The following is a 25,466-nucleotide window of genomic DNA, read 5'->3' as shown; positions in this document are numbered from 1 at the left end:
AAAGATATTTTTAGATCCTGAAATTCACTTAAGAAAATTAATAAGCTAGGTGGCTTTTTCCAATATATCTTTCATTTCCAGCATGATCTTTTACCCATAATTTATACCAAGCAACATAGTCATCATTGTCAGGAAGACCGGTAACAGGGAAGTAATGAGTTCCATATGCTGTGAAAGACCACGAATAAGTTTGTGAAATGGGTGTCGTTCCTATTTTTATTTGCGAGCCACTTCCATAAGTGTAATTCCCACTATTTACATCATTAATAGCATTAGCAGGTGCACAACCAGAGCAACCAGCTTTTGGATAACTATATATTTCATAACGAAACTCTTTGACACCAGATCCTCCATGATCCGTCAAGCCATTCCAAGAAATATTTCTAATATGATCACTTGCGTCAGCAGCGGGTTCTGTTATATAATAATTGGAAACACTTGGAGCGATATTGTCCAAGGTTCTGGCATTTCTTCTGTTACTCCATGATGATTTACTTCCATCTGCTGCTACAGACCTAATCCAAGAATAATAAATGATGTAGCTGCTTAATGAAGGAATATATCGATAAGTGGAATTTCCTCCATTTACGATGTAGGTTGGAGAGGTTGTAGAGCTAGGAGCCGAAGATGAGGAGCTCCTATAGACTTCATAGCTTGAAGCTTGGTTAACAGTGCTCCAATTTACTCTAAATTGATTTGCCGAAACATTCGTGATGGCATTCTGGTAAGGTGTTCTTATATTGGTTCTTACAGGTTGCATTCCGCTCCATTCTGATTTATCTCCAGAACTGTTTTCAGATCTTATCCATATATAGTAATTAGTATATCCCGTTAAGCCTGTTATGTTTCGATAAGTAGAAGAATTTGGTATGGATGCAATAGTGGCAGTGGTGCTTAAAGTAGGGGCAGTGTTCGATGTGCTAAAATAGATCTCAAAACTAGAAACATTACTAGTGTTAGCTATTGTCCAGTTTGCACGAGCTGAGCTTGCTGTGATGTGACTTACTGCTTGTTGAGTAGGTGGGATGATGTTCTTTGTTCTATGATTTATAATATTACTAGCATTAGATAAGTTAAGGAAGGGGTCAATAGAACGAATATGGAATTCATAGGAAGTATTTGGATTCAATCCAGTAGAAACGTATGTAATTGTAGGAGCATCAACAGAGTCAATAATTGTCCCATCTTGAGAGATAAAGTATTTTTCAGTAGAAGTATTATCAAATGCTGGTGACCATGCTAGTGAAATAGAAGTTGATGTAGAATCCGTTACTCTTAAATCTAATATAGCATTTGGAGCGATATTATCAGAGCAGAAGGATTGCCAGTCGGTTCCATTATGATAATTAATGCATCTATCAGATAAGTCGTAAATAGTTAAACCTTCTGCGGGATTAGAGATATCACTATGATGACGGATTCTAGGTAGTAAAAACCCTTTATTTGTTGAATGTACGTCTAATACACTGGAAGAATGCGGAGTGGTTGTTCCTATTCCTATTTGACTGAATGCTTCAACGGAAACAAAAATAGTTAACAGGGACAAAAGGAAACAAGAGAGCGATTTTTGCGAAGTAGTCATAATTAGTTTCTTTTTAGCAAAAAAAATACTTTAAGCTCTTGTACTTATTACCGAAAATACCCTTTGTTCTGAAAAGCACTTTATATGTTCTGAATAAAGATGCTCATTGAATAGCATAAATAACTCCACTCAAAGCCTTTTTTGTACCAATTAAACTTTGTTATATACTAATCGTCTAAAAGTTATAGCGATATCAAGTAGGTTTAGGAATAATTTACTACTTTCGTGAAAACAAAAAATAAAATTAAAAACACAAAAAATTATGGATTACATGGATAAAATTACTTCAATGCTAGTGGAGTATGCCCCAAAAGCTTTAGGAGCTATATTAACGATTATTATAGGATTTTGGATTTCTAGCCTTATTGCCAAATTAGTTGGAAAAGTGTTGGAAAAAAGAAAAGCCGAGCCTTCGTTAATTCCTTTTCTAAAATCCTTGACAGCTATTACCATTAAAGTTTTGGTGTTATTGAGTGCTGCCGCTATGTTTGGACTAGAAACCACATCTTTTGTTGCAGTATTAGGAGCTGTAGGTTTCGCTGTTGGTATGGCACTTCAAGGAAACTTGAGTCACTTGGCATCAGGAATCTTGATTCTCATCTTTAAGCCTTACCGTGAAGGAGATTTTATTGTAGCTCAAGGATACTCAGGGACCGTAAAAAGAATTGAAATATTCAATACTGTTTTAACCACACTTGATAACAGAATTATTATTATTCCTAACGGAAATGTTACAGGTGGTCCTATCGAAAATCTTACGGCAAATGATATCAGAAAAGTTCCTATGACCTTCGGGATTGGATACACAGATGATATTGATAAAGCTCGTCAAGTGATTCAAAAAGTGTGTGATTCTTGCCCAGAAATATTAAAGGACAAACCAGTAGATATTTTGGTAACAGAACTAGCTGATAGCTCGGTGAATTTTTCTGTAAGACCATGGACAAAAACAGAAGATTACTGGACGGTTTATGCTTTTATGCACGAAGCAATCAAAAAAGAATTCGATAAAGAAAATATCGGGATCCCATTTCCGCAAATGGATGTACACGTACACAATAATGCATAATATATAGGAATATATTATCAAAATTAAATACGCTAAGACCTGATCATTAAGTTGATTAGGTCTTTTTTTGTTGACACTACATTGTATAACAAAGGATGTTTTCAATACTTGTAATAATATAACATAGTGATTTATATTCTTAACATAAGAATGAAAGCATTCATCGAACTTAAAATGAAAATAACCTAATAAAATTGTGTAAGAAAAAAAGTTTTATTTTATTTGCATCATAAAACAAAAAATAAAATCATGAAAAGAATATTATTAGGTATTGCTGCTCTTAGTATGACCAACATGGCATTGGCACAAGATTTACCATCTAACCCAGAGCCAGGAAAATGCTATGTGCGTTGTATTACTCCTGATGTTTACAAAAACGTTGAGGAAAAGGTAATGACAAAGGCAGCTTATAAAAAATTAGTTGTTCACCCAGCAAAGTACAAAACTGTAACAGAAAAGGTTGTTGTAAAGGATGGGTATAAAAAATTACAGATTGTTCCTGCAACATTCAAGTATGTAGAGAAGGAATATACGGCAAAAGATGCTTCAAATAAACTGAAATATCATAAAGCCACTTTTAAGAATAATGTAGTTACTGTAGAAACAGCTCCAGCATATTCTAAGTGGGAAATGGGAGAAAAAATTCCAAATTGTACTTCAGCTGATCCTAATGACTGTAGAACATGGTGTTATAAAAGCTATCCAGCAGAAAATAAAGAGGTGGCTACAAAAGACCTTGATAAAGATGCTCACACAACATCTACGCCAGTAGATAAGATTGTAAAAACTTACAAAGTAAAAGTTGTAGATCAACCAACTACTACAAAAACTATCGATGTACCTGCTGTTTACAAAACAATCAAGAAAACTGTTTTGGAAAAAGATGCATGGACAGAAACTATAGAGGTACCTGCTGAATATACGACTATAAAGAAAGAAGTTTTGGTGACAAAAGGTGGTCTTACTAAATGGGAAGAAGTTGACTGTAAACTTACACAGTATAACCTTCTACCAATTAACTATGATTTAAACTCTGCTAAACTTCTTCCAGAAGCTAAAAAGAAAATTGATGAACTTCTATTGCCAATCTTAAACGATAAGAAAAACGTATCAGTAGAAATTGCTTCACATACAGATTCAAGAGCTTCGGATTCTTACAACCAAGATCTTTCTGAGAGAAGAGCACGTTCTGTAGTAAACTACTTAATCCAAAAAGGAATTAACCCTTCAAGATTAGTAGCTAACGGATACGGAGAAAAGCAATTGAAAAACAGATGTTCAAATGGTGTTTCTTGTACTGAAAGAGAGCACAGAGAAAACCGTAGAACTGAGTTTAGAATCATTTCTCAAGGAAAAAAATAATCGGTAAAACGATTAGATTAAGTGTAAAAAAAACCGCTTTAGACTAGTAATTAGTTTAAAGCGGTTTTTTTATGTTCGAAATACTGTTAGCTAGCCATTAAGTTCTTTAGCTAACTCTTCATTCTGCAGGTCTATTTTGCTTTTGAGAGCTTCTTTGTAGGTGATAATATTTTGCATAATAGCCTCATTCCCTGTTGCTATAATTTGAGCAGCTAGAATTCCAGCATTCTTAGCTCCATCAAGAGCAACAGTAGCTACGGGAACACCACCTGGCATTTGAAGAATGGAAAGAACAGAATCCCATCCATCAATAGAATTTCTTGATTTTACAGGAACTCCAATAACAGGAAGAGGAGAAAGAGATGCAACCATTCCGGGTAAGTGAGCGGCACCACCTGCACCCGCAATAATAGTCTTCAAACCTCTTTCGTGGGCAGATGAAGCATATTCAAACATCCACTCGGGCGTTCTATGTGCAGATACAATTTTTATTTCTACAGCCACTCCTAATTCTTTTAAAATATCAATGGCTTCTTGCATTACAGGGAGATCAGATTTACTTCCCATAATAATTCCTACTTGTGGTTTCATGCTATTTTGTTTTTACTTTTAGTAATTCTTTTGAGCTACGGGCAATTTTTTTAGCTTCTTCTAATTTATTAGCTAAAACAGTGATATGTCCCATTTTTCTATAAGGTTTTGTTTCTTCTTTTCCATAGATATGAACATTCACTCCAGGCATTTTAAGCGTTTCATCAAGACCCTCGTAAAAGACTTTCCCTTGATGCCCTTTTTCCCCTAAAAGATTAACCATCACTGATGGTTTAATAATACTTGTGTCACCCAGAGGAAGATTAAGAATTGCTCTTAAATGCTGTTCGTATTGAGAAATTTTGTTTCCTTCTATTGTTTGATGCCCTGAGTTGTGTGGTCTTGGCGCTACTTCATTTACCAAAATATCTCCGCTTTTTGTTACAAACATTTCTACAGCTAAAATCCCTACTAAACCTAGTTTTTTGATTACTGAAGTAGCAATTTCTTCTGCTCTTTTTTGGATAGAAGAGTCAATTTCGGCAGGAGAAAAAAGAAACTCTACCAAATTTGCTTCTTCAGAAAATTCCATATCCACTACAGGAAAACTCTTAATTTCTCCCTGTTCGTTTTGTGCAACTATTACAGAGATTTCTGTTTCAAAATCTACCATTTCTTCCAAAATACTTGAAGCATCAAAAGCATTTTTGAGATCTTTTTCTGAACGTAAAACGGTTACTCCTTGTCCATCATACCCCCCTTTTCTAAGTTTTTGAACCCAAGATTTTCCGTCGTATTGCTCAAGTAAATCTTCCTTGTTCTTTAGGAATTTAAAAGGAGCGGTAGGAATTCCATTTTCGGCATAAAATTGTTTTTGGAGTCCTTTGTCTTGAATAAGGGCTATTAAATCTGGCTGTGGAAATACTTTTACACCTTCGCTTTCTAGTTTTTTAAGAGCTTCTACATTTACATGTTCAATCTCTATAGTAACAATTTTCTTGTCTTTTCCGAACTGATAGACTTGATCAAAATCTTGAAGATCTCCAACCATAAAATGCGATGAAACTCTAGAGCAAGGAGCCTCAGGACTTGGGTCTATAAAATATAAATGAATATCTAGATCTAGTGATGCTTGAAAGAGCATTCTTCCTAATTGACCACCACCTAAAACACCTATTTTATAGTCTTGAGAATAAAAATCTTGGGACATAAATTGTTTTTTTGCAAAGATAGGGATTTATCGAAAAAGAAAATCTACTTAATCAATGTGCGATTTTTCTTTTTAAAGCAAGAAGGAAATAGAGGAAATTATGTTCAAATACCTATTTTTGTACAAATACTTGTAATGGAAAAAATAAAATTGAAAAATAATTACAAAAAATTTGGATTGATACTGCTCTTAAGTATCATTTTAGTGTGTTTATTAGACGCATTAGTACCTTTTCGATATGAAGATGGGGATGATGTTTTGATGTCTCTTATATCATCGGGGGTATATCATGGTCATCCAGATAGTCATTTGGTATTTGTTCACATCGGTATTGGGAGTTTTTTGAAGTTACTTCATCAATCATTCCCTTCGGTGGAATGGTATTCTGTATTGTTATACTCCTTGCAGTTAATTGCGTTTTCATGGTTGATTACTTTGATTATTTCGCGGGAAAACTCATTGAAACATAAGCTCTTTTCAGTATTGTTGATTATACCATTTTTTTTGGTATTCTTTATATGGTTACAGTTTTCTCAAGTTGCTGGTGTTTTAGCAATTACCGCAGTGGTTTCCCTATTGTATTTCAAAAAAATTCGGTGGGATGCTTTACTATTACTCATTTTAAGCACGATGCTTAGATATGAAGTTTCTTTATTTATTCTGTTACTAAGTACTCCATTTGTGGTTCTAGGTGATAAAGCTCTTTTTGATATCAGAAAGAAGGGTATATTGGAAATGTTTGTGCTGATAATGATAACAGCAATGGTTATTTTTGTTGATAAGCAAAGCCATGCAAGCCAAGAATGGAGCGATTTTTATACGTATAACAAACTTCGAGGTTCGCTGCATGATAATTATAATATTTATCAGGTGCACAACAAAAATGAGCCAGAAATGATTCTATTTCGTTCATTTTTAATAGATGAAAAAATAATCACTTTAGAGTATTTACAGGAATTTGAAGAAGAAATAGAGAACCTTAGTTTTTTTAAAAAAATTAGCTCGATAAAACAGTTACTTACCAACAAAAGTGTAGCCATTTTTATGGTGATATTCTTGGTATTGATTGTTCTATACTTGATAGTAAATCCAAAAAGAAATAAAAAGATACTTGTTTTTCTTTCTATGGTCGTAGGGATGTTTATAATACTTGGCTTGTTTAAAACAATAAAATTTAGAGTTTTTGCTTTGCCTATTTTAATGCTTGTAGTTTTTATTGGTTTTTTAAATGATCATCAGAAGCATCTAAAAAAAGGATACTTGATTAAAGGCGTGTTTATCTTGATGATGGGAATTTTCTCCTATAAATTTGCGAAAGCAATAAAATGGACCGCTGATAATTTTCTTATTAGAAATCGGAACCTTGCATTTCAAAAAGAATATTTGGAAAAAAATCCAAGTAAAAAACTTATACTTTTTGGAAACCATTCTCAAAGTGCATTTACACATCCTTTATTTTTATCTAGAGATTATCCTAAAAATAAAATTATTTTTTCTGGTTGGATGGCTCAAAATCCTTTAAACAATGAGAAGTTTGATTCTTTTGACTATTTTATAGAAGGAAATGGTTTGTTTATCCTTAAAGATGTAGCAAGTGGTGTAGCAAAGAATATCGAAAAGCATATCGAAAAACATTACCAAACAAAAGTGCAACATTATTATGCACTAGAAAATGAACATTATTGTATACTAGCGTTTAAGAAAGTAGAGTAGATTTTACCTTTGAGATAAGGTTTTGATCAATTCAGGGTTTTCTTCTATGGCGTTACCGATCACTACAATATCCGCTCCTGATGCCCAAAGAGATTGAACTTCGTTTAGAGAAGAAACGCCTCCTCCAACGATGATGGGTAATGAGACTGCTCCGCTGATTTTTGATAAAGTTTCGGCCGAAATAATCTGCTCAATTCCAGACCCTCCATCAATGAATAAAGTGCTGAAGCCAAGGAGTTCTGAAGCCATTGCCGTAGCAATAGCAATGTCATATTTAGCAGTAGGAATCGGTTGTGTTTGACTCATATAGGCTACAGAAGTCAAAGCAGAATCGGCTATGAGAATATAGGCAGTTGAAATAGCTTGAAGTCCCATTTTCTTTATAATGGGGGCTGAGACAACTTGCTGACCAATCAGATATTCTGGGTTTCTTCCAGATACTAAGCTCATAAAAAGAAGAGCATCAAAATCTGGATGAATTTGAGAATTACTTCCAGGATAAAGAATGCAAGGAATAGAAGATTTTGAGCGGATATATTGAAGTATTTTTTCTATATTATTCTCCATCATTAGGCTTCCGCCAACAAAGAAGTAATCGACATGGTGTTCTACACCTAAGTCAATAATATAAAAAATCTCCTCCAATGGAAGTTTTCCAGGATCTAGCAAAATAGCCAGCTCATTTTTATTTTTTTTGAATTCTATCATTCAGATTTTATTGCAAGACAAAAGTAAAATAAATCTTCCTTTAAAAAGAATAATTTAAAACGCTCTTTGTGTTCGTGAATCAAACATTCTGCTTTATTTGATAACAGATCAAGAGTTTCATAGCCTTTAAAGGAGAATTTATTGGAATCCGAAGCTTTGTAACTTGCTTCTTTTGCAGTCCATATTCTCATAAAATATTTTTCTCTAATATCAGGTTCGATTAGCGTTTCTTCTAAGCAAAATTCTGAAGGAAAAAGAATCTTACTTTTCACATACTCTACTGAATTTGTGGTTTTTTCAATGTCTATTCCTATTTTATCCTTTGGAGAATAAGCTAAGGCAATTTTACCTTTAGAATGAGAGATAGACATGGATGGAATACCTTGGCAGTAGGGTTCTTTTGTGTCAGAAATAGCAATTTTATCTTTGATTCCTAAATAGTCGTGATGAAACCAACGAACTGCCACAAATTCATCTAAATTTTTTCTTTTTTTCCACTTGCTTAATTCATCTTTGTACTTATCTAGAACCCATGTAAAATCACACTGTTCTATACAGTCCTGTGTGTTAAAAACATAAATAAAAATGTCTTTGATTAAAAATGTCTCAACCGATATATTCTTTTTGTAACTTTGCACCTCAACTATTTAGGATATAAACAATTCATTTTATGAAAACGGAAACTCAAAGATACAAAGTAAAAGATATATCTCTTGCCGAATGGGGAAGAAGAGAAATAGAATTGGCAGAAGCAGAAATGCCAGGGCTTATGTCATTACGTGAGGAATATAAAACAGAGCAACCGCTTAAAGGAGCTCGTATTGCTGGTTGTCTTCACATGACTATTCAAACCGCCGTTCTTATCGAAACACTTGTAGCTCTTGGAGCTGATGTAACTTGGTCTTCTTGTAATATTTTCTCTACTCAAGATCATGCCGCAGCCGCTATTGCCGCAGCCGGTATTCCAGTTTATGCTTGGAAAGGAATGAACGAAGAAGAGTTTGATTGGTGTATTGAACAAACACTTCATGCTTTTGAAGATGGGAAACCATTGAATATGATTCTTGATGATGGAGGAGATCTTACTAATATGGTTCTTGATCGTTTTCCAGAGCTTGTAAAAGATATCAAGGGACTTTCTGAAGAAACAACGACTGGAGTTCATCGTCTTTACGAAAGAATGAACAATGGAACATTGCCAATCCCAGCAATCAATATTAACGACAGTGTAACAAAATCTAAGTTTGACAATAAATATGGATGTAGAGAATCAGCAGTAGATGCTATTCGTAGAGCTACAGATATTATGTTGGCAGGGAAAAGAGTAGCTGTTTGTGGTTACGGAGATGTTGGAAAAGGAACTGCCGCTTCTTTCCGTGGTGCTGGAGCCATTGTAACGGTTACAGAAATAGATCCAATTTGTGCATTGCAAGCTGCTATGGACGGTTTTGAAGTGAAAAAATTGGATAATGTAGTAGGTAAAATGGATATTGTAATTACCACTACAGGAAACTTCAATATTGTAGAAGGAAAGCACTTCGAGGCAATGAAAGATAAAGCCATTGTTTGTAATATCGGGCATTTCGATAATGAAATCGATATGGCTTGGTTGAATAACAATCATGGAGCTTCAAAAATTGAAATCAAACCACAAGTAGATAAATATACGCTTGACGGAAAAGACATCATCGTTTTGGCAGAAGGAAGATTGGTGAACTTAGGATGTGCAACAGGACACCCAAGTTTTGTAATGAGTAACTCGTTTACAAACCAAACTTTGGCTCAAATAGAATTATGGAACTATACAGATCGTTATGAAAACAAAGTGTATATGCTTCCTAAGCACTTAGATGAAAAAGTGGCAAGACTACACCTTGCAAAAATAGGAGTAGAACTTGAAGAGCTCACTACGGAGCAAGCAAAATACATAGGGGTAACAGTAGAAGGACCATATAAGCCAGAATACTACCGTTACTAATTTAATGGTAAAATTTTACTTTTTATCCGAATCAACTTATTTTTAGTTGGTTCGGATTTTTTTTGTTCTGACTATTCTACAAGTATTTTTTTCTCTTCACCTATCATTTTATTGTTGAGGGTAATGGCAGTATGATCATCACCATTTATTGTTATAGCAATTTTGTGAACACCTTTGGAAAGTTTTCCAAGATAAAACCAGTCTGAATACATTCTACCGGCTTTCTTGCCGTCAATATATACATGAATGTGCCCTTGATTTGCTTGGTAGGTTTCCCCAACTTTTTCGGGTGTGAATTTCCAATTTTTCATAATTACATGAAGATTGTAGCCCATATCCATAGGCTCTTTCAAGACTTCCATTAAGGAAATAGTAGGGATGTTTTTAGAGTGTGAAACATCTACCATCTTTGAACAATGTGCAGAGGCAGAAGTATTCATCTTGGCTTTGTTTAAAGCCCAATGATATTGTTTGTCTGCAACGGTTTTATAGATAAAAAGAAAACTGGTTATCAGAATCAAATAAGACAATCCTGCTATAGCAATTTTCTTCATTTTGTTCCAATGTGTTTTGATGAGTCGAGGATAAGCCCCTTGAGTACCTGTTAGTATAAAAAGGATAAGCATGGCATGGAGGGAAGTATGTCCGATAATTTCAATTTTACCAAATGACAATGAAGTTAGGATAAAAACCAAACTAATAAGTACAGCAAGAAATCTAGGTACGATGCCTAAAAGCATCACAAAACCTAAACCTAGCTCAACAAAAGCTGCACCTTTGATAAAGAAGTCATGAGAGAATCCAAGAGCCAAAACAGGGTATTGTTCTAATAACTGACTAGACCATGTGGGGAAGAATAGCTTTTCTAAAGCCAACCATATCAAGGAAAAACCTAAAGAAATATAGAGCGATGGAATGGCTATATTACGTAATTTGGTGTTTTGAGATTTTCGGGTAGCCAAGTAAATTCCAATTCCCACAAAGTGAACATAATCTAGCATATAGAAAAACCCAAATTGGAAGACGGCATAAGAATATAAGGCAATTAGTAACACTCCAGAAATTCTTGTAGTAGTAGGAATAATGACTAAGAGTGATAGAAAAAATTGAAACCAGATTACCCATTGTGAAGGTGCTTTGAGTTCTGGTGTGAGAACAGTATCATTTGCCCAAGCCATAAAAAGAACCACAAAGGTGGCAATGGTGATGGTGTAATGTCCATATTTTTTGCTTTGGTCTAGCCATTTATCTAATTTAATATGCCACCTAGATTCTTGTATTTTTCTATCGAGTAGTAAAAATAACAGAATAACAAGAATGCTAAAGGCACTCAGAATCCAAAAAGTGAAATCGGTTATTTCTTGTATAGATTTTGATTTTTCTAGAAAATCAAAACTTGAGAACCATTTTACATGGGCAAATAGATGTGATGGTTGTAAAAAGAAAAAGAACAATAAAATGATTTTTGTCCAATTGCTAAAGCGAAGGAAAGAATAGAAAATAGAATGCATTTGAAACGAGAATAAAAGTTTTGAGGAGCCTAAAAGATTTTTTTTTGAGGAACATCTTGCAGAAAAACGGTTACTTAAATCAGTTTTTAAAGGGTGTAGAATTCTTTTGGAAGAATCTTCAAATGTTTTTTTTGGGAAGTTTTTAAACAAGGTGATAGGACATCACCTTGTTAAAAACAGTCGAGTTAGTAGAGGTAAGGTTGGTTATTAATTACTTCAGAAAATCTAGTTGATTTTCACTCTTTTTAAAGTTTGCAAGATTAGGGAGTATTTTGCCTAGGTTAGCATTGGAAATATCATACCACTCAAGAAGTTTTTCATAGAGTTGATCTGTACTTAATGTGGGAATCAAAACACCACCACCTACATCTAAAGAACTTCCTAAATGTAAAGATGGGTAATCTCCAAAGACTTGTCCACCTTTGATAGCGTCTCCCATAATTATTGAATTTCCTCCCCATGCATGATCTGTTCCGTTTCCATTGGAAGTAAGAGATCTTCCAAAATCTGATGCCGTAAATGTGATGGCATTTTTAGAGAGACCTTTTTCATCCAAAGCTTCATAGAATTCATATAGAGCATTGTCTAAAACTGAAAGCATTTTTTCTTGAGAATTCAATAATTCATCATGATGATCCCATCCGTGGTAAAGCACATAAAATGTTTGCCTTTTCATTCCCAATTTTTTTGCACTTGCCATAGTTTTGGCAACCATTTTGAGTTCTTGGGATAATTGAGAATCTGAAAATGGAGTACTGATCTTGGTATCCTTTGTGGCTTTTTTAAAATCGTCATGATTTCCTTGTGCGTCTTTTAGAATATCCATATAGGTTTGCTTAAAGCTATCTGAATATTGCCTATCGAGCATATTGTTAAAGCTTTCGTAAAGAGTCTTATCTAGAATATTCCTTTTCTCGTTGATATTGAGTCCCACACTTCCATTTTGAGTAATGGCATATTCTGTGGCTTCTAGCCCTTGTTGGAAATAGTTAGAGCCAGATAATGAAATATTCATAGGTATTTCATGGTTCTTATTGTATTTCTGAACCATATCAGCAATTCTACCACCAATTCCATAATTCAATCTTTCATTAGGAACCGAGGTAAGCCAATGTCTTAGTTGATCTGCATGAGACATCAATCCAAGAGGCAAATGAACTGAATTGTTGAAATATTCTTGTTTGCTAATAGGTTTTACTAGCGTTCCAATATTGGCTACAAACGAAAGTTTTTGTTGGTTAAATAAACTTTTTGTTCTACTCATTGCAGGGTGTAAACCAAAGCTTTGAGCATGCTGATCAGTAAAGTTAATCCTATGTAAGCTGTTCTCTTTTAAAGCTAAATTAGATCGGCTTTTTTTGTATTTTTTAAAGCTTTTATCATTGATGGGAACCAGCATATTAAAGCTATCATTTCCACCACTAAGCATAATACAAACCAAGGCTTTATAGTCTTCATTTTCTCCTAAAACACCGAGGTCTGAAGCTAAACTGGTATAAGGACTTAGAAAAGTAGCGGCACCCGCCAAACTACTTAATCTTAAAAATTCTCTTCTATCTAGTTTTTTCATAATTTTTTAACTTATAATGGTGAAATCAGGGCTGATAGTTATCATAAACAAAGCAGTTTCTACTACCCAATCAGGGCGGTTTGTATAAGGTGAAATAGCTTTCAGAATGTCTTTTTTTGTTTGAGGATTTAGATTTCCCCCAGTCAACATCAAGTCTAAATGATCTATGAGTTCAGATGGATTCTTTTTTGCGAGTGCTTCTTCTTTTTTAAGATCCAGCTTTACTTCATCTTTTTTATTGATTTTTTCGTAGTCCAATTCTGGAACATCAATTCTTGTGCTGGATGCTTGGGTGGAAACTAAAAGGTAGTTTTTTCCGAAGAAAAAATTATACATGGCATTGACATAACCAATAGAAGTAGCTGCGTTCATCATCTGGAATTCAGGAGCCACTTTACCTGATTTTTCAATGTCTCCATGAGGTGCATAATCACTCAAAAAGAAATTAAATACACTAGGAGCAGAGAGCGGGTGTTGGTTAAAGTTTTCTTCAATAAGTAAACCTGTAGCCCACAGTAAATCAGATTCATTATGAGCCTTAAAGCCTCTTAGAATTTGCGTTGCTCTAAACATAGGTTCTTTCATCTTAATACCTTTTTCGGCTTCAGGGTGTAGAAGAATGGCTTTGATGACTGCTTTTAAGTCTCCTGTCACTCCATTTCCATTATCCATAAATGTTTTGGAAATCGCACTTATATAGTCCTTTGAAGGATTTGAGCTTGTGAGTGACTGTATAAGCCTTTTTGAGATATAAACAGCCGTATTTTGTTCATTTACCAAAATATTCACTGTCTCCTTAATATCTTGAAGGGTATCTTGATTCGCGGGTAGTGGATGTTTCTTTAAGATCGTTTTAGCCCCTCTATCATGATGTTGTTCAAAGGCTTTCATGGGTTTACTCATGTTGATATTTGTAGGACCTTTGTTTTCATTGACTCCCCAATATACCTCAGTACCAGAATAATCTTTCCAAGGCCACCAATACTCGGCAGGGCCTAAACCTGTAAACACACGTGCAACCTCCTTAATGTCTTTATTGTCATAAGTAGCAATAGGTTTCCCTTGTGCATTCTTTTTACGACTTCCATCGATATTTAGTTCATATAATCCAATACTAAAAAGTTGCATGATTTCTCTTGCATAATTTTCATCTGGATGAATGTTTTTAGCTTTATCTGCTTTAGGATTGTTGAGGTGAGATAAATAGATTCCCATACTTGGGTGCAAGGAAACTTTATACAGAAGATCTTCATAATTCCCAAAGGCATTCTCGTACAGCATATCATAGTAATTGGATAAACCAAACGCATTCAATTCCAAAACGGATTTATCAGAGATGACCAAGATCTCGGATAATGCCATGGCAATACGATGTCTTAAATATTCTTCAGTTTTTAAGTTTGTATCCCACCATGCCATACGCCAGTATAGCCAATATACTTGAAGTTGAACATTATCTACTATGGTATCTCTTCCCCAAGCTTTTATATGTTTTCTTTTAAAATACTCCCAAATAGTTCCCACTTTTTTCTCGCAAGAATCATTCATGGGCATAGACATTTGTTGCTCAAGCCAAGCTTCTTTACCCATATCAGAAACTTGATCTATCAACTCAGGAGGGAATCCGCAAGTACTTTGCATTAAAAACTTAACGGTATCTTTTTTCGCTAATTTCATATAAGATGATTTGAAAATTTTGAATCAAACCCTAAGAACGAAGGTTCAGATTTTTCACTTTTCAAAAGTATCTTTTCTTATAGATTGTTTATTTGATGTATGTCAAAAACGTTTTAATCGTGATATTAACGATTCGTTGGGGCAAAAGGATGGGTTTCATTAAAAGAGCTTGTATTCATTTTTTGTTTTATATTATTAATGGACTTTTGACGTTAGATTTTTAATTGATTTATAAAGAAATTAAAATATGAAACATCTAGTATATATCCTGTTATTTTCTACGCTGTATTTTTCATGCAAAGAAAATAAGGAAAGCAAAAAGGAGCCGACTGATTATTCAAATATTGATTTACCGAAGTATCTTGGAGCTAATTCTGATTTCCGATTACTGAACTCTTTAAAGGGGTTAGGTTTTATAAGAGAAACAGATTCTCTTTCAAAAATAGCGCAAGATAGCGCGTATTTTCAAAAAGAAAAAGTCATTGTAGAGATTGATAAAAAGACCAGTATGCGAGCGGTTCAACAGAGATTGTATCGTTTGTATAAGGCCGATTTCGCTCTTTATCTGTTTGCTTTTAAAGATAAAAATGATCAAGTGAGATATAGCAGTTATAAAATGGGTGAAACTTTCTGTCAGTCATTAATCTTGAATGATTCTGTTTTTAGGGAGAAACTAAGTAATCAACAAAATGTTCCTATTATTTTTTCTAGGTTTTTTAACAGCATAATATGTGGAATGAGGGATTATGATAATTTAATTTTTATTCAAGATTCCATAATCATCAATAAAGAACACTTTGGAAAAAATGCTACAGAATATTTAAGGAAAACAAATGATTCCTTTAATAACAAAACGGTTTTGTGTTGGTTTGTAAATGATCAAACTTCCTATGAACAATTTCTTCGACAAAAACTGAATATTTGGTCGATCTATTATCAAAGAAGGCGGGTGCTTGCATTAGAAAAATTCAAGATGCCTTATGATTCTCTTTCTCAAGAATTGAAAAGAGAAATAAGAAAGACGATTCCGATGAATGTGCCTGTTTATGTTTTTAGCCGAGATGAGAGACAGGATTTTTTAAACTATTTTCATTTAAATAATCAGGTTTTACTTCCCAAATAATTTTCGGCAATCAGCTCCAATCCTTCATACCATTCGGTTCCATATTTTTGGATTAAGGGTTTTTTAAGAAATTTATAGATGGGAACTTGAAGTTCTTTACCAAGGCTACAGGCATCCGAACAAATTTCCCAACGGTGATAACGGAGTGATTCAAAAGTAGGGAGCGGAACGATTCGAATGGGGTAAAGCGCACAAGATTCTGGTTTTGGAAAGTTAATTTTTCCATCAGCTTCTGCTTGCTCTATAGCACAACGCAAGCTTCCGTCTTCTTGGTAACTCACATAAAGGCATTCTTTTCCTTCATTTAATGGGGTTTCTAGTCCGCCGTCCCATCCTTTTACAGAAAAACCTTGTTGCTCTACCTTTTGGGTAAAATCAGCAGAAAGGTAGGATTTTATGGGTTCCCAATGATCTCCAATTTTTTGAGCCTCTTCTTTTGTAAGTGGAGCACCACCATCTCCTTCAATACAGCAAGCACCTTTGCAAGCCGAGAGATTACAAACAAATTCCTCCTCAAATAGTTCTTCTGAAACCAAAGTGTTCTGATGTATAATCATGATTTTTTTGCTCTAATTTTTTTATACCATTTAATCCCCAACATCAACAACCCGCTTAGGGCAAAAATCCCCACCACGCCATAAATCCAGCTGAGGCTATTCTTTAGCACAACTAAGAATACGATAGCGAAAAGCAATAATGTGGCAACTTCATTAAAAATCCTCAACCAAGTACTGCTCCATTGTAGGTCGTTTTGTTGTAATTTTTTGTAGATATGATGACAGTAGAGGTGGTAAAATACAAGTAATATCAAGAACAATAATTTAAAATGCATCCAACCTTGACTAAGATATCCAGGAATGAGAATCAAGAGGCTGGTTCCCAGAATGAGGGTAAGGATCATGGACGGCCAAGTAATAATGGTCCACAGTCTTTTTTCCATCAATTGATATTGGGGAAAAAGAATATTTCGTTCCGTTTCAGACTTTTCTCGTGCTTCGTGGTGGTAAATAAATAGCCGAACGATATAAAACAATCCTGCAAACCAAGTTACAACAAATATGATATGTAGTGCTTTAAGGTATAAAAACATCAGAAATAAAGTTTTTGATCATACAAAAATATGAATACCACACAAGTGAAAGCCTGTTGATATTCATATTTTTTTGAATTATTGCCAGAAAACTATTTTTGGCAACTGATAATGAGTAGATTAATCTACCACGCTCAATTTAAGCATATTCGTCATACCTTTTTCTAAAGCAGGCATACTCGCTACATTAATGATATAATCGCCATTTTTAATGACTTCCTCATCTTTAAGTATTTGATGTACGTCTTTTACGGTAGAGTCGGTATCTTTTGTGTGATCATAAAAATACCCTTTAGTTCCCCAGAGTAAACTTAATGTGTTAAGGATGCTTTTGTTGTGGGTGAAAACACAAATTTCGGCAACGGGTCTATGGCTCGAAATTTTAAAAGCGTTAAAACCTGAATGCGTCATACAAACCAAGGATTTTGCTTCTACTTGATCTGCCAATTTACAAGCTTGATAACAAATAGAGTTTGAGATATACCTTTTATTTTGATCTACAGGAGGGAATTCATGTTTTGTCACTTCTCCAGAAGCCTCTACTTCTTCAATGATTTTTACCATAGCTTCCACTACTTTTAGTGGATAACGCCCTACTGAGGTTTCTCCAGAAAGCATTACCGCATCTGTTCCATCATACACGGCTGTTGCTACATCATTTACTTCTGCTCTTGTAGGCGATGCATTCTCAATCATAGATTCCATCATTTGTGTTGCCACAATCACGGGGGTAGAATAACGCATTCCCATTCTGATGATTTTTTTCTGCAATGCAGGAACTTGCTCCATAGGAACCTCTACACCTAAATCACCACGAGCAATCATCACTGCACCACTTATTTTCACGATTTCTTCTAGATCGTCTATCGCTTCGGGTTTCTCTATTTTTGCAACCACTCGTGCCGTAGAGTCATTACTTCTAATGATGCTTTGGAGCGAAATGATATCCGCTGAATTACGAACAAATGAAAGCCCAATCCATTCAAACTCTTCTTGCATGGCTACATAAAGATCTTTTAAATCTTTTTGTGTGAGGCTAGGAGTAGAAAGTTTGGTGTTGGGTAGATTCACTCCTTTTTTAGATTTCACAGGTCCACCGTGAATTACTTCTGCGGTTACTTCGTTAATGTTATTAGTGGCGATAGCTTCCATAATGATTTTTCCATCATCCATTAAAATTCGATCCCCTACTTTTACATCTTTTGCAAAATCTTTATAACTAATAAAGAGTCTTTCGTTGTTCCCCGTAATTTCTTCGGTTTGAATAATAAGCTGATCACCTTTCTTTACCGTTGTCCCTTCTTCCATAAGTCCTAAACGGATTTTAGGACCTTGAAGGTCTGCAAGAATTGCCACGTTGGTGTTCAATTCTTCGTTAAGTTGACGAACACGTTTTCCTATTTCACGAGCTTGTTGGTGCGAACTATGAGAAAAATTGATTCGAGCAACATTTACTCCTTTTTTAATCATCTGTCTTAAAGTATCCAGTTCCATAGAAGCCGGACCTATTGTGGCAACAATTTTTGTTTTTTTCATAGTTTTTTAGTGTATTAATAGGTTTTCGATATCCTTTAGTTGATTTGGGCTTTTTTCAAAAACGGCATCAATAAAGGGAAGTTCATCTAGTGTATTGATAATTTCTTGGGTTCTTATTCCTGTAAATGGAGGGTAAATAAGTAAAAAGAAAGCCACTCCATCAAGTTCAGGTACAAGGTATAGATAATCTGACTCTACATCATCTTTTAGATCCTTAAAAAGCGGTTCGTTTTCTTGATCATATTCCACATATAATTCATTTTCAATAATGTTTTGAATTAAATACCAAGTAGGAAAATCATCGGTTTGCCGATAAGAAAAAGAAGGAAATAAGGCTTCTTTTTTCCTTTTTTTGAAATAGAAATCTAAATCTTCATCCATTCTTCCCAGTTGTAGTTCAAGCACTTTGTTAATAAAATAACATAGCTTGCTCGATTCTACAGAAGTTCTGATAGCCAGAAGTTTAAAATCGTAATTTAATTCCCAGTCTAAAACCAAAGTACTCATAAGACAAAGGTAGAGATATTGTTTTAAGTGAGTGTTAAAATTGCGTTGATATTTTAGGAAGGATATTGGGTCTAAATGAAATTAAAAACAAGTGATAAAAGAAAAATTTGTCTCGACTCATCAGAATCAAAGCGATAGGGCAGAAGTGTTGCTGAACTCTTATATAGACTACTTGCTACAATTACTCACTAACTTCACTGTGTTCATAACTGATCTTTAGCAATGTATCGGTATTATACCTATGAGTAATTACACCATAAATGGTATTATGTCGAACTCACGTTATTTAGTAAATTCGCAGTCTATTAAAACAATTTGTATATGATCGTTTTTCATACCAAACAAGAACTCAATAGTTTTATTTCGAAACAAAAGGAAGCAGCAAAGTCTATAGGTTTTGTCCCTACAATGGGTGCTTTGCACCAAGGTCATTATTCTTTAGTACACCGAGCCTACGAGGAAAATGATATTGTAGTAGTGAGTATTTTTGTAAATCCTACACAGTTTGATGATCCATCTGACCTAGAAAAGTATCCAAGAACTTTAGCCGAAGATCAAGAATTATTGAAAGATTTGGCAGATAAATTGGTGATTTATGCACCTGCTGTTTTAGATGTATATCCAGAAGAGCCTGTGGTAGAAAAAATAGATTACGGTGTACTTACTCAAAGCTTAGAAGGAGAATTTAGACCAGGTCATTTTGATGGCATGGTTGATGTTGTAAGGAAATTATTATTGATTGTAAAACCACATATTGCCTATTTTGGTGAAAAAGACTATCAACAGCTGGCGATTATACGTTATTTTGTGAGAAAGGAAGAAATTCCAGTGAGTATTGTGGGTTGTCCTATTGTGAGAGAAGAAGATGGATTAGCAATGAGCTCAAGAAATAGAAGATTGTCTTTAGAACATCGAAAAGAAGCCTTACATTTGTCCCAAACTTTGAAATCTATTCAAAAAACAGATAAAACTACTGATTTACAGCAGGTATTGAAAGATAAAATTGCGGTACTTAATCAACTCCCTAATACACGTGTAGAATATTTGAGAGCGATAGATGCCCAAACACTTGAAAACTGTACCCATTGGAATCAGGCAGCAGAAATCATTTGCTGTATTGCTGTTTATGTAGGCGCTGTTCGATTGATAGACAATATGAAAGTGAAACCCTAAGGAAATGACAATTACTGTAGTAAAATCAAAAATTCATAGAGTAAAGGTAACCAATGCAGACCTCAACTATATTGGAAGTATCACCATAGATGAAGCCTTGCTCGAAGCTGCTAATTTAGTAGTAGGAGAAAAAATCCAGATTGTAAATGTAAACAATGGAGAACGACTTGAGACTTATGCCATCGCAGGGAAAAGAAATTCTGGTGAAATATGCCTAAATGGTGCTGCTGCCAGAAGGGTACAAAAAGGAGACGTACTCATTCTTATTGCCTACGGACAAATGAGCATGGAAGAAGCTAAAAACTTTAGCCCAAGTATTGTTTTTCCAAACGAAGAAACGAACTTATTGGATTAAACACTGTGTTTGATCAATCATTCTCATAAAAAAAGGCTGTTCGAAATGATTTCGAACAGCCTTTTTTGGAGTGTTTATGAGCATTACCAAGCAAGCATTCCACCAGCTAGGTTTATCAGTTTACCGGTAAATCCCATTTGATTCATCATATAACAAGCTTGCATACTTCTGTTTCCAGAGCGGCAATACATATAGTAATTTTTAGATTTATCAAGTTCGTTGATTTTGGTTTGAAAATCTGAGGCAAAAAAGTCGATTGCCAAATGCCCTTCAATGTTTTTTTCTGCAATTTCAGGAGCCGTTCTTACATCAATAAGTACCGCATTTTCATCGGCTTGGTAAGCACTCCAAAATGGATCTTTTGTTAAGTTTTCGATATTCATAATCTGAGTTGTTTCTGTGTTAATTTACCCAACAATCATTTTAATTTTAAATGATCCTTAAAACATTTTATGATTTGATAGGGATGATTTGGTTTAAATTAAAGTAGTTCTTTAGCTAAAATATACACTGCCATGATAAGAACAAAGTATCCGAAACCTTTTTTGAGATTTCCTGCAGAGATAAATTTGCTTAAATAAGTACCCAAAAGGATTCCTACAACGGCAATAGAAGAGAAAATCAGAAGCATATTCCAGTCCATTTTATCTCCATTGGTTTGCACTTCCCCAATGAATCCAAAAAGAGATTTAGCAGTAATAATCATCAAAGAAGTTCCCACAGCTTTTTTCATCGGAAGTTTAGCCAATAGGACTAAGGCAGGAATAATTAAAAATCCTCCACCTGCACCCACGATTCCCGTTACGATACCCACCACAAATCCTTCTACTAAAATCAAAGGATAATTGTAAGTAGGAGCAGAGTCCTCGTTTTTACCATCGTCTTTACGTCCTTTTATCATCGAAAAGGCAGCTAAAACCATAATAACGGCAAAAAACACCATTAAGAAGACATCTTTTGTAAAGACAAAATCACCTACACTAAAAAAAGTATCAGGTAAAAGAGGAATTAGGTAGGCACGAGTAAGGTACACTGCAATAAACGAAGGAATGGCAAAAATAACCCCTGTTTTTACATCCACTAAGCCTTGACGGTATTTTCCGATTGCACCAAAAAGTGCCGAAATACCCACAACAAATAGAGAGTAACCTGTAGCCATTGTAGGCTCTACTCCCATCATATAAGTCATAACTGGAACCGTGAGAATAGATCCTCCACCACCAATAATTCCTAGAGACAGCCCTATGGCAAGTGCTGCAATCCATACCAAAATTTGCATCATTTTCTTATGTTTCTTTAGTTTGCGGCAAAGATAATAGGGGCATCCAAGCCATACAGTAACCAATCTTACAGTGAAAAATATGGCAAGATAGTTTTTTAAAAATAAAATTTGAATAGTCGTTTTAAATTTTGATCACTTTTCTTTTTTTACCTTTGATCATCTTTCCAAATAAAACCCAAAAGGAATGAAAATAAAAGAACTTACCCATTTACTGGAGCAATGGGCACCACCGAGCTACCAAGAATCTTATGACAATGCCCGTTTGATTGTTGGGAATCCTCAAGCAGAAATTACAGGAGTGATTATTTCTTTAGACTGTGTAGAAGATGTTGTGGAAGAAGCTATTCAAAAAGGCTGCAATCTTGTGGTCTCTCATCATCCTATTGTGTTTAAAGGATTAAAAAGTCTTACCGGTAAAAACTATGTAGAACGTACGGTTCTCAAAGCAATAAAAAATGATATTGCACTTTATGCTATTCATACCAATCTGGATGCTGTGATGACTGGAGTAAATGCCAAGTTTGCCCAAAAGCTAGGACTAGAGAATTATCAAATTTTAGCTCCTAAATCGTCTTTGCTCAAGAAAATGGAAGTTTTTGTGCCTAAAACCCATGCAAAAGAGGTTCAAAATGCCCTTTTTGAAGCAGGAGCAGGGAATATTGGTAATTATGATCAATGCTCTTTTAATACCCAAGGACAAGGAACTTTTCGGGCGAAAGACCAAGCCAAACCTTTTGTGGGAAATATAGATGAAAGACACGAAGAGCATGAGGTGAAGATTGAAGTAATTTTTGAAAAACACCAAGAATATTCGTTAGTACAAGCATTGAAGCAAACACATCCTTACGAAGAAGTTGCATATTATATCTTGAGTTTAGAAAATAGTCATACTCAAGTGGGGAGTGGAATGGTAGGAATGTTGCCAGAACCGATGCCTTGGCAAACATTCTTTAATCATATTAAAACCACTTTTGGAGTAGAGGCTATCAAACACACTAAACCCATTAAGCAAGAGGTACAGAAAATTGCACTTTGTGGAGGTTCAGGCTCTTTTTTATTGGCGAAAGCCAAAGGGATACAGGCAGATGTTTTTGTTACAGGAGACTTTAAATACCATGAGTTTTTTGATGCTGAAGACCAAATAATGATTGCCGATATCGGACACTATGAAAGTGAGCATTTAACAATTGAATTAATAGACGAATTTATTCGCGAAAAAAATTGTACTTTTGCCATTTACAGATCTGAGCAAAATACAAATCCGATCTCATTTTTTTAGTAAAATATGGCAAAGAAATCACAATCAAACTATACCGTAGAAGAAAAGCTTGCAGCACTTCATAAATTGCAAACTATTGATTCGCAGTTGGATGAAATTAGAATATTAAGAGGAGCACTTCCAGAAGAAGTTCGTAACCTTGAAGACGAAATCGAAGGACTTGCTACACGAGTAGAGAATTTTAAGACGGAGATTCGTAATGTTGAAATGTCTATCATGGACAGACAAGACAAGATAAACACTTCTAAATCTGCCATTGAAAAATATACCAACCAGCAGAAGAACGTTAGAAATAACCGTGAATACGAAGCGCTTAGTAAAGAAATTGAATTCCAAGAATTGGAGATTCAACTAGCAGAAAAGCATATCAAAGAATTTAAAGCTTCTATTGATCGTATTAAAGATACCATTACCAATTCTGAAGGAGCTGCTGGCGAAAGAGAATTGGATCTAAAACAAAAGAAATCTGAACTAGAGACAATTGTTTTAGAAACAGAAAAAGACGAGAAAAAGCTTAATAGAGAGCTTGCAAAAGCTGAAAAAGTAATTGATGACAGATTACTTAAAGCTTATAAAAGACTAAGAGATAATCTCACAAATCGCATGGCAGTTGTAAAGGTAGAGCGTGATGCTTGTGGAGGATGTTATAGTAAAATTCCCCCTCAGCGTCAACTAGACATTGCTACTCACAAAAAAATTATTGTATGTGAGCACTGTGGACGTGTTTTGATAGATGAGGCAATTTCTGATGATCAAAAATAAAAAACATATTGATGTTTGGAAAAAAGAGGATGTATGGTATCCTCTTTTTTTTTCTCTAATGATTTTAATATTATTTATTGTTAGCTTTCAAAGCGTTAATGCTCAAAATTATACAGGTAAAATTCAAAAAGTAGAAAGACCAAGAGGACCATTTGAACATACTTTGGATAGTGTGTATTGGACCAATAAATTTGAGCTTATCCAGTGGATTTTTAATGAATCTTCTAAATCTGAAAAACAGATTAATAAAATTGAAAATCGCATTGAAACACTAGAAAATACTCCTTTTTCTAACCATCAAGCATTGTATAGACAAACCCTAGCAGAGCATCATGCTTTTTTGGGAATTATTCATACTGAACAAAGCCAAGATTTTGCCTCTATCAAATCCTTGTATAGAGCTTATAAAAAGATGGAAGCCAATAGAAAACAGTATCCTAATTACCTTCCTTCCCAGTTTGGATACCATAATATTAATCTTACTTTGAGTTTTTTGCCAAAATCATTACAAAGTATTTTAAAAATATTTGGCTTTAAGCCTAATGAAAAACAAGCGATAGAAGCACTCAAAAATATTTATGAGCATCAACAAATAGATGCACAAACAAAGTTTGAATATGAAATGCTTCACCTGTATTCAAAAAATAAATTTGGACTGCCTCCCATAACCGAAAAATTGAATTACCCCGTATATCATTTACTCAAAGGGCAGGTTCTTTTGAGTAATAGAAAACCTTTGAAAGCTTTGGAGTATTTAAAAAAATGCGAAAACATGAAACTAAGCCATTTACTGATGGGGAAAAGTTATTTTGTTTTGGGAAATTATACTGAGGCTAAAAAATATTTGCAAAAATTTATCGAAATTTCTGAGTCTCCATCAAATAAAACGATGGCATATTATCTGCTTTATCAAATTTCTATTGTAGAGAATCAAGACAAGAATCAAACGTTTTATAAAGAAAAAACTTTAACAAAAAGACCTTATCAAAATGGAAAAGACCGATGGGCTCGAAATGAAATTTCTTACCCTTTGGATAAAACAACCATTATTCTTAGGAATTGGTTTGATCAAGGAAATGCGAATCGAATTATTTTGGAATACTCATCAGAGGAGATGGATATTACAGACGAGCGACAATTCTATTACTACCTAAGGTCATTCGTCGAAAAAAATGATTTGGCAACAGCCGAAAAAATCTTAAAAAATTGGGCATCAAAATTTCCCGATAATCCTAGGAATTGGTATTATAAACCCAAAGGAATCTTGATTTTAGCGCAAGCTTTGTATAAAAAAGAGCCGAAAAAATCTTTGAAATTATTGGAAGAATTAGAAAACTATAACCACTATTCTTATCAAAAAGATATTGAAGGAAGTGCAAAATACCTAAAATGGCAAATAGAAAATTCCAAATAGAACATTTCTAGCGTAAATTTACCATTCGGGATTA

The 25,466-nt window shown here is 34.5% G+C and carries 24 protein-coding genes; 10 read left to right on the top strand and 14 right to left on the bottom strand.

The genetic code is table 11. From position 1 onward, the window contains the following. Nucleotides 1-37 precede the first annotated feature (37 nt). Nucleotides 38-1,582, bottom strand: a complete 1,545-nt coding sequence (locus N4A45_03490; GenBank protein ID MCT4664282.1) for a fibronectin type III domain-containing protein — start codon at nt 1,580-1,582, stop codon at nt 38-40. Between the two features lie 271 nt (nt 1,583-1,853). Between N4A45_03490 and N4A45_03485 the strand changes: the two genes are divergently transcribed. Both N4A45_03485 and N4A45_03480 read left to right on the top strand, forming a co-directional pair. Continuing rightward, a complete protein-coding gene (locus N4A45_03485; protein MCT4664281.1) occupies nt 1,854-2,651 on the top strand; it encodes a mechanosensitive ion channel in 798 nt (265 codons plus the stop codon). A 249-nt stretch (nt 2,652-2,900) separates the two neighbouring features. Beyond that, nucleotides 2,901-4,013, top strand: a complete 1,113-nt coding sequence (locus N4A45_03480; GenBank protein ID MCT4664280.1) for an OmpA family protein — start codon at nt 2,901-2,903, stop codon at nt 4,011-4,013. 90 nt (nt 4,014-4,103) lie between these two features. Here N4A45_03480 and purE read toward each other — a convergent pair whose 3' ends face one another. Both purE and N4A45_03470 read right to left on the bottom strand, forming a co-directional pair. Further along, a complete protein-coding gene (purE, locus tag N4A45_03475) occupies nt 4,104-4,604 on the bottom strand; it encodes a 5-(carboxyamino)imidazole ribonucleotide mutase (GenBank protein MCT4664279.1) in 501 nt (166 codons plus the stop codon). Between the two features lies 1 nt (nt 4,605). Beyond that, on the bottom strand, nt 4,606-5,754 hold the full coding sequence (locus tag N4A45_03470; GenBank protein MCT4664278.1) for a 5-(carboxyamino)imidazole ribonucleotide synthase: 1,149 nt from the start codon (nt 5,752-5,754) through the stop codon (nt 4,606-4,608). A 135-nt stretch (nt 5,755-5,889) separates the two neighbouring features. Here N4A45_03470 and N4A45_03465 point away from each other — a divergent pair, with 135 nt between their 5' ends. Next, the gene (locus tag N4A45_03465) at nt 5,890-7,467 is read left to right on the top strand and encodes a hypothetical protein (protein ID MCT4664277.1); all 1,578 of its coding nucleotides are present in this window, start codon (nt 5,890-5,892) and stop codon (nt 7,465-7,467) included. 3 nt (nt 7,468-7,470) lie between these two features. On the opposite strand, the gene N4A45_03460 is transcribed toward N4A45_03465, so the two are convergent. After that, nucleotides 7,471-8,175 (bottom strand): geranylgeranylglyceryl phosphate synthase family protein, encoded by a 705-nt coding sequence (locus N4A45_03460; protein ID MCT4664276.1) that lies wholly within the window; start codon nt 8,173-8,175, stop codon nt 7,471-7,473. Then, on the bottom strand, nt 8,172-8,813 hold the full coding sequence (locus N4A45_03455; protein ID MCT4664275.1) for a 4'-phosphopantetheinyl transferase superfamily protein: 642 nt from the start codon (nt 8,811-8,813) through the stop codon (nt 8,172-8,174). Before N4A45_03455 ends, N4A45_03460 begins: the two co-directional genes overlap by 4 nt. Nucleotides 8,814-8,845: 32 nt before the next feature. Here N4A45_03455 and ahcY point away from each other — a divergent pair, with 32 nt between their 5' ends. Next, nucleotides 8,846-10,153 carry an adenosylhomocysteinase gene (gene ahcY, locus N4A45_03450; protein ID MCT4664274.1) on the top strand — a complete coding sequence of 436 codons (1,308 nt, stop codon included), beginning with the start codon at nt 8,846-8,848 and terminating at the stop codon, nt 10,151-10,153. Nucleotides 10,154-10,224: 71 nt separating this feature from the next. On the opposite strand, the gene N4A45_03445 is transcribed toward ahcY, so the two are convergent. From N4A45_03445 to N4A45_03435, 3 genes are all read right to left on the bottom strand, one after another. Further along, nucleotides 10,225-11,607, bottom strand: a complete 1,383-nt coding sequence (locus tag N4A45_03445; protein ID MCT4664273.1) for a hypothetical protein — start codon at nt 11,605-11,607, stop codon at nt 10,225-10,227. Nucleotides 11,608-11,875: 268 nt separating this feature from the next. Beyond that, on the bottom strand, nt 11,876-13,234 hold the full coding sequence (locus N4A45_03440) for a DUF1501 domain-containing protein (protein MCT4664272.1): 1,359 nt from the start codon (nt 13,232-13,234) through the stop codon (nt 11,876-11,878). Between the two features lie 6 nt (nt 13,235-13,240). After that, nucleotides 13,241-14,911: a DUF1800 domain-containing protein gene (locus N4A45_03435; protein MCT4664271.1), complete on the bottom strand. Its 1,671-nt coding sequence runs from the start codon at nt 14,909-14,911 to the stop codon at nt 13,241-13,243. 247 nt (nt 14,912-15,158) lie between these two features. Here N4A45_03435 and N4A45_03430 point away from each other — a divergent pair, with 247 nt between their 5' ends. Next, nucleotides 15,159-16,034 (top strand): hypothetical protein, encoded by an 876-nt coding sequence (locus tag N4A45_03430; protein MCT4664270.1) that lies wholly within the window; start codon nt 15,159-15,161, stop codon nt 16,032-16,034. Here N4A45_03430 and N4A45_03425 read toward each other — a convergent pair. From N4A45_03425 to N4A45_03410, 4 genes are all read right to left on the bottom strand, one after another. Continuing rightward, nucleotides 16,013-16,591 (bottom strand): DUF3109 family protein, encoded by a 579-nt coding sequence (locus tag N4A45_03425; protein MCT4664269.1) that lies wholly within the window; start codon nt 16,589-16,591, stop codon nt 16,013-16,015. The two genes, N4A45_03430 and N4A45_03425, sit on opposite strands and share 22 nt — an antisense overlap. Beyond that, nucleotides 16,588-17,127 carry a protoporphyrinogen oxidase HemJ gene (hemJ, locus tag N4A45_03420; GenBank protein MCT4664268.1) on the bottom strand — a complete coding sequence of 180 codons (540 nt, stop codon included), beginning with the start codon at nt 17,125-17,127 and terminating at the stop codon, nt 16,588-16,590. Before hemJ ends, N4A45_03425 begins: the two co-directional genes overlap by 4 nt. Nucleotides 17,128-17,244: 117 nt before the next feature. Continuing rightward, a complete protein-coding gene (gene pyk, locus N4A45_03415) occupies nt 17,245-18,660 on the bottom strand; it encodes a pyruvate kinase (GenBank protein MCT4664267.1) in 1,416 nt (471 codons plus the stop codon). 6 nt (nt 18,661-18,666) lie between these two features. Further along, complete coding sequence (locus N4A45_03410) at nt 18,667-19,167, bottom strand: IPExxxVDY family protein (protein MCT4664266.1); 501 nt, start codon at nt 19,165-19,167, stop codon at nt 18,667-18,669. 321 nt (nt 19,168-19,488) lie between these two features. Here N4A45_03410 and panC point away from each other — a divergent pair, with 321 nt between their 5' ends. Both panC and N4A45_03400 read left to right on the top strand, forming a co-directional pair. Then, nucleotides 19,489-20,340 carry a pantoate--beta-alanine ligase gene (gene panC / locus N4A45_03405; GenBank protein ID MCT4664265.1) on the top strand — a complete coding sequence of 284 codons (852 nt, stop codon included), beginning with the start codon at nt 19,489-19,491 and terminating at the stop codon, nt 20,338-20,340. Nucleotides 20,341-20,344: 4 nt separating this feature from the next. After that, nucleotides 20,345-20,695 carry an aspartate 1-decarboxylase gene (locus tag N4A45_03400; protein ID MCT4664264.1) on the top strand — a complete coding sequence of 117 codons (351 nt, stop codon included), beginning with the start codon at nt 20,345-20,347 and terminating at the stop codon, nt 20,693-20,695. Nucleotides 20,696-20,778: 83 nt separating this feature from the next. On the opposite strand, the gene N4A45_03395 is transcribed toward N4A45_03400, so the two are convergent. Both N4A45_03395 and N4A45_03390 read right to left on the bottom strand, forming a co-directional pair. After that, the gene (locus N4A45_03395; protein MCT4664263.1) at nt 20,779-21,078 is read right to left on the bottom strand and encodes a rhodanese-like domain-containing protein; all 300 of its coding nucleotides are present in this window, start codon (nt 21,076-21,078) and stop codon (nt 20,779-20,781) included. Nucleotides 21,079-21,176: 98 nt separating this feature from the next. Continuing rightward, nucleotides 21,177-21,974 (bottom strand): sulfite exporter TauE/SafE family protein, encoded by a 798-nt coding sequence (locus tag N4A45_03390; GenBank protein ID MCT4664262.1) that lies wholly within the window; start codon nt 21,972-21,974, stop codon nt 21,177-21,179. A 187-nt stretch (nt 21,975-22,161) separates the two neighbouring features. On the opposite strand from N4A45_03390, the gene N4A45_03385 reads away from it, so the two are divergent. Genes N4A45_03385 through N4A45_03375 form a run of 3 tightly spaced genes read left to right on the top strand, consistent with a single transcriptional unit; the run spans nt 22,162 to nt 25,432 of the window. Further along, complete coding sequence (locus N4A45_03385) at nt 22,162-23,256, top strand: Nif3-like dinuclear metal center hexameric protein (protein MCT4664261.1); 1,095 nt, start codon at nt 22,162-22,164, stop codon at nt 23,254-23,256. Between the two features lie 6 nt (nt 23,257-23,262). Further along, nucleotides 23,263-24,018: a C4-type zinc ribbon domain-containing protein gene (locus N4A45_03380; GenBank protein MCT4664260.1), complete on the top strand. Its 756-nt coding sequence runs from the start codon at nt 23,263-23,265 to the stop codon at nt 24,016-24,018. Next, nucleotides 24,005-25,432 (top strand): CDC27 family protein, encoded by a 1,428-nt coding sequence (locus N4A45_03375; GenBank protein ID MCT4664259.1) that lies wholly within the window; start codon nt 24,005-24,007, stop codon nt 25,430-25,432. The genes N4A45_03380 and N4A45_03375 overlap by 14 nt, the downstream gene beginning before the upstream one ends. The last annotated feature ends 34 nt before the right edge of the window (nt 25,433-25,466 follow it).

This window comes from Flavobacteriales bacterium, from assembly GCA_025210805.1.
GTDB lineage: Bacteria > Bacteroidota > Bacteroidia > Flavobacteriales > CAJXXR01 > JAOAQX01.
The sequence above is the reverse complement of the archived record's forward strand: the minus strand, read 5'-3'. Positions and strand labels throughout refer to the sequence as shown.